Genomic DNA, 4,259 nt, shown 5'->3' with positions numbered 1-4,259 from the left:
TCATACAATCGACAGCGGCTGGAAAGAAATTTCAATTCATATAGAAAAGGATGAAGTAGAATAAGAAAAAAGAAATTTGAAAAGATTTTTTGAAACAAAAAGAATAAACAGTACTTACCAGTACGATTTTTTTCTTTTATCTGTCCTCTTTTATCCGTCCTCTCTTGTCCAATATATAGAGCAACTTTACTGATATCAAAGGTACTTTTCTATCTCTGAAAAATCGATCCTTGCCGTCGAATCAAGAGAGATCGGGGTTATTGAGACATGCCCTTTTTGCATGACGGCATGCACATCAGTCCCTTCTTCTTCTTCGCGGATAAGGTCTCCTGCAATCCAGTAATAGGGCCTGCCCCTGGGGTCATGCCGCTCTTCAACGTCTGTTTTAAAGACTTTCCGGGCAAGGCGAGTAATCTCTACCGGAGTATCCTCTTCGGCATGGTAAGGAATGTTGATATTAAGGAGGTCCACATTTTCCGGCATACCATGCTTCAGCACTTTTCGGGCGATTCTGTTAACTACTTTTATCCCGGCTTCAAATCTTTCCCTGTGATAATCCCTGGGGTCATCGAATTTCTGCCCTTCATCAAGAACCTGCATGGAAGCAGCAATTGCCGGAACTCCATAGCTTGCAGCTTCAAGGGCTCCTCCGATAGTCCCTGAGGTAGTGATCGTATCCGTGCTTATGTTTTCTCCGATGTTAAAGCCGGATAGCACCAGGTCAGGCATCCCTTTTAGAATCGTGAAAATGCCAAGAATCACAGAATCAGTAGGAGTCCCGCCCACAGCATAAGCAGGTATCCCCCCTACATAGGTCTTTGTAATCCGGAGGGGCTCAAAGATAGAAATAGAGCGACCTACCCCGCTCTGCTGGACAGCAGGAGCCGAAATTGTAACTTCTCCAAGGTCCGAAACGCTGTCAAAAGCGGCTTTCAGGCCTGTCGAATAAACGCCATCATCATTTGTAACAAGGATTTTTGGGACCATCAGCTTTCCCATAAGTTGCAGGATAATTTAAAATTTATGGAAACGCTGTGCTGATTTTACGTCTATGTTGCAGACAAATGACTTCTATGACCGTTTTTCATTTAAAGATAAAAGAGGAAACGGGAACTAGCCCGAGTTATTTTTGATTTGATTACGCTTATTTTCCCCGCTCCTCAGCGTGACCCGAGCGCAAAGATTCGAAAATACATACCCTTCCTGGCAATATCACCCAGCACAGAGATAGCTCTTTCAAAAAGTATTTATCACAATTTTAATTATTATTTTCATGAAAAAAGAAGTCTTTAAGCGCCCCTTTTCACTGAAAGTTTATTTTCTAATTATTGTTGCGCTTTCATGGCCTTTTCAGATTGCCTATTCGTTTCTGGGGGAAGCCTTTAAACCCCTCCTTTTGCTATCAATGCTCATGGTCGGTGTCGGCACTTATATTGCCGGCAAATTTGTGTTCAGGGACGGGTTTGAAAATGCCGGCTGGCAATGGGGCAAACCCAGGCATTATGCATATGCTTTTGGACTTGCACTATTTTTATGGGCTTTCCCGAGAGTTGTTGAACAGCTGATGGGAATTTATGAAGCCCCTCAGGAAGTAAACGCCACAACCATTCTGGCAGAGTTTTTATTTAGCTTTACAATCACGCTTATTCCGGCTTTTGGGGAGGAGTTCGGTTGGCGTGGATATTTATTGCCTCATTTATTTGCGCGGTACAGTACCCGCCACGCACTGCTTCTTCACGGCTTTATCACATGGTTCTGGCACCTGCCAGTTGTAATTGTGATGGGAATGCAAATGACGGGCAATCCTCTTGTTTCAGTATCGCTTGTTATGCTTATCAGTTTGATACCGACAATTATGCATGCAGTTGTGTTTGCCTACATATGGTCAAGCACGCAAAGTTTAGCAGTAGCTACCGTGTATCACTCCGCATTTGATGAGGTTCGTGACTCGATTGAAGGGTCGGTTGGTTTGGGTCCGCTTTCACAAAACTGGCAAATGCTAATTCTTACGATTTTAGGAATTGCACTATTATGGAAAGCAAAATGGAAAAAAGCAACTGAATCTTCGTTATCGTCTTAACCCTGCAACAAGAAGTTTCCACAAGAAGTTTCCAGAAAATTTCGACGCTGCGCCGGAATCTGAGCAAAGCAGCATCACGAAAAACTTGAGATGAAGATGAACCTCACCATCAACTATAGCCTTCACGTTCTCAGCCCATCTCAGAGCAGTGCAAATTTAATATAATGATTCCCTTTATCCATCTATTATTTCTGGCGAATCAAAAATTCACGATTACCCTGTATCCCCCAATCAATATCACGAGGACTTATAAAATGGATAAATACGAAAAAGTATTCGAGCTGGCAAAACGCCGCGGCTTTTTATGGAATTCATTTGAGCTGTATGGCGGAAGCCGTGGCTTTTACGATTACGGACCTCTCGGGAGCACGCTGAAGAGACGCATCGAGCAGATCTGGAGAGAGTTTTACGTCATTCAGGAAGGGCATATGGAAATCGAGTGCCCGACAATAGGCATCGAGGACGTTTTTGTCGCATCCGGGCACGTTGGAGGCTTTTCTGACCCCCTGTGCGAATGCAAAAAGTGCGGAGAGGCTTTCCGGGCAGACCACCTGGTGGAAAACGTCATGGAAGCGGCAGGGACCCTGAGCGCAGAACAGCTCACAGAGGTCATAAAAGAAAAGGGCATCACCTGTCCCGAATGCGGTGGAGAGCTCAACGACGCTTACGAATTTAACCTGATGTTCAAGACCACAATCGGGCCCGGGACTGGGAGGCAGGGCTACCTCAGGCCGGAAACTGCACAGGGGATGTTTGTTGACTTCCAGAGGCTGTCCCGCTTCTACAGGGATAAGCTTCCTTTCGGGGCGGTGCAGATCGGCAAATCTTACAGGAACGAAATTGCTCCAAGGCAGGGCGTAATAAGGCTCAGGGAATTCACCCAGGCTGAGTGTGAGCTCTTCGTTGACCCCAGGAACAAGAAACACTCCAACTTCGAGCGCTTCGCAGACAAAGAGCTTACTCTTTATTCGCAGGCAGCCCAGCAGACGGGCGAACCAATCAGGCTGACCGTAAGGGAGGCTGTAGAAAAGGGTGTCATTGCCCATGAGGTCCTTGGTTACAACATCGCGCTCACAAACGAGTTCCTGACAAAAGTAGGGATCAACCCCGCAAAACTCAGGTTCAGGCAGCACCTGAAAGACGAGATGGCTCACTATGCAATCGACTGCTGGGACGCCGAGATCGAAACAGACCGCTTCGGATGGGTAGAGATCGTGGGCATTGCTGACAGGACAGACTACGACCTCAAAGCCCATGCAAGGGTTAGCAAAACCGACCTTTACGTTTATGTGGAATATGATGAGCCTAAAATGGTTACCCGCTTTGTCGTAAAGCCGAACATGGGCAAACTCGGCCCCCTCTTCAAGGGCAAAGCAAAAGCCGTTGCAGATGCCTTAAAACAGCTTTCGGAAGAAGAGCTCTCAAAAGATCAGATAAAGGTCACCGTGGATGGGGAAGAACTGACAGTCAGCCCGGACGTTGTGGACTTTGCTGAAGAAACCGTAAAGGTCAGCGGAGAAAACGTTATTCCTCACGTGATTGAGCCTTCCTACGGTATAGACAGGATATTCTACGGTGTAATGGAGCACGCCTTTGATGAAGAAAACGTTGCCCAGAAGGCAGCCGAATCCGGGCTTAAAGGGACAGGAGAAGCAGAAGGTGCTGAAAAGGCAGAAAAAGAGTCTGGAGAAGCAAAGGGTGAAAGTGAAGCAGAAAGCGAAGAGGAAGCCCGCCTTGTTATGCACTTCTCAAGCTCAGTCGCTCCTGTGCAGGTAGCCGTTCTTCCGCTTCTTACAAGAAAAGAGCTTGCAGACCCGGCAAAAGAGATTGTTGCAAAACTCAGGGAGAAGACCCTGCTTGTCAATTACGACGACTCCGGAACCATCGGGCGACGCTACAGGAGAAACGACGAAATAGGAACTCCCTACTCGGTTACCGTGGACTATGACACCCTTCAGGACGGGACTGTCACAATCAGGGACAGGGACTCCATGCGCCAGATAAGGGCTCCTATCAACGGGATCGAAAACGTGCTCTATGAATTGATCTACAGGGGCAGAGATTTCGAATCCGCAGGCAAGCCCTTTAATTTCTAAAGTCAAGGAATTAAGAATCAAATTAGGGAATTAAGGATCCTCTAAAATTAAGGATCCTCCATATTCCTGAGCTGCGGGCTGAG

The 4,259-nt window shown here is 46.7% G+C and carries 3 protein-coding genes; 2 read left to right on the top strand and 1 reads right to left on the bottom strand.

The window, feature by feature from the left end; translation table 11 throughout:
• Positions 1-195: 195 nt before the first annotated feature.
• The gene (gene surE, locus PLL47_RS14610) at positions 196-999 is read right to left on the bottom strand and encodes a 5'/3'-nucleotidase SurE (protein ID WP_324447270.1); all 804 of its coding nucleotides are present in this window, start codon (positions 997-999) and stop codon (positions 196-198) included.
• 274 nt (positions 1,000-1,273) lie between these two features.
• Between surE and PLL47_RS14605 the strand changes: the two genes are divergently transcribed.
• Together PLL47_RS14605 and glyS are read left to right on the top strand one after the other, a co-directional pair.
• Positions 1,274-2,080: a CPBP family intramembrane glutamic endopeptidase gene (locus tag PLL47_RS14605; RefSeq protein ID WP_324447268.1), complete on the top strand. Its 807-nt coding sequence runs from the start codon at positions 1,274-1,276 to the stop codon at positions 2,078-2,080.
• Positions 2,081-2,334: 254 nt separating this feature from the next.
• Positions 2,335-4,176, top strand: coding sequence for a glycine--tRNA ligase (glyS, locus tag PLL47_RS14600; RefSeq protein ID WP_324447266.1), 1,842 nt, complete (start codon positions 2,335-2,337; stop codon positions 4,174-4,176).
• The last annotated feature ends 83 nt before the right edge of the window (positions 4,177-4,259 follow it).

This window comes from Methanosarcina sp. (assembly GCF_035390745.1).
Taxonomy (GTDB): Archaea; Halobacteriota; Methanosarcinia; order Methanosarcinales; family Methanosarcinaceae; genus Methanosarcina.
The sequence above is the reverse complement of the archived record's forward strand: the minus strand, read 5'-3'. Positions and strand labels throughout refer to the sequence as shown.